Source organism: Providencia sp. PROV032, assembly GCF_028484875.1.
Taxonomy (GTDB): Bacteria; Pseudomonadota; Gammaproteobacteria; order Enterobacterales; family Enterobacteriaceae; genus Providencia; species Providencia rettgeri_E.
The window spans coordinates 1-1,196 of sequence record NZ_JAMPSX010000081.1 but is presented as its reverse complement, the minus strand read 5'-3'; the positions used below and the strand labels follow the sequence as shown (position 1 = coordinate 1,196).

The 1,196-nt window shown below is 43.0% G+C and carries 1 protein-coding gene; it reads right to left on the bottom strand.

The window, feature by feature from the left end:
* Positions 1 to 38 precede the first annotated feature (38 nt).
* Positions 39 to 1,126, bottom strand: a protein-coding gene (locus PSF42_RS20725; RefSeq protein WP_272680576.1) for an IS3 family transposase whose coding sequence is annotated in 2 segments (ribosomal slippage) — positions 39 to 874 and positions 874 to 1,126 — 1,089 coding nt in all. Because the reading frame shifts where the segments join, the coding sequence is not laid out codon by codon here.
* Positions 1,127 to 1,196 lie beyond the last annotated feature (70 nt).

The following is a 1,196-nucleotide window of genomic DNA, read 5'->3' as shown; positions in this document are numbered from 1 at the left end:
GGTAATCCCCCCGTTTTTAACCGAGGTTATAAGTAGAATCAGGTCATTCGTTGTAGATGTTGCATTGGGGTATAGCCATTCAACGCCATGTTCGGCCGTTCGTGATTATAAAACCATTGCCACCGTGTAGCATAGTCTTGTAATTCATCCAGTGATGAAAACAAGTATTGCCCTAACCACTCATAGCGGACTGTCCGATTATAACGCTCAATGTAAGCATTTTGCTGCGGATTACCTGGCTGGATAAAGTTTATTTTGATATCTTGCAGATTAGCCCATGATATCAATATATTACTGGTGTATTCTGGCCCATTATCACAGCGTATGGAAACCGGTTTTCCTTTCCACTCAATAAGTTGCTCTAGTACTCTTACAACCCGACTCGCCGGCAGGGAAAAATCCACTTCAATAGCTAATGCTTCACGATTAAAATCATCGATGATATTCAATAAACGGACTGAGCGCCCATCCGACAGTTGATCATGCATAAAGTCCATTGACCAACATTCATTGCTCGTTTCGGGTACCGTCAGAGGCTCAGGCTTATCCCGTTTTAGGCGTTTCTTCGGCTTTATTCGCATGTTCAGTGACAACGCACAATAAATTCGGTAAACCCTTTTGTGGTTAAATCTTAAGTTTTTTACGTTTCGAAGGTATAAAAAACACAAGCCAAATCCCCAGTTGCGCTGGCTATCAGTGATGCGTATTAGCCAGTCAGCTATTGCTTCATTTTCTTTATTCAGTTTAGCTTGATAACGATAGCAACTTTCGCTCACTACAAATAACTGGCAGGCAAAACGTACGCTGATATTCCGTATTTTGACAGCTTCTTGCGCCATCCGCTTTCGATGCGATGGCTTCACCACTTTTTTGCCATAGCTTCCTGAATGATCTCAGCTTTCAACCTTTCTTCTGCATACATTTTTTTGAGGCGGCGATTTTCCTCTTCCAGCTCTTTCAAGCGGGTCATCATGGAAGCATCCATCCCACCAAAGCGTGAGCGCCACTTATAAAAACTGGCGTTGCTCATACCATGTTCGCGGCACAGTTCAGAAACAGGCGTTCCCGCCTCAGCTTGCTTAAGGATGGTGATAATTTGGCTATCGGTAAAACGTGCTTTTTTCATAGAGATCTCCTCAGTTCAGATTACGAGAAAATTCTACTTATTAATACACCGATTTTTCGGGGGGATTACC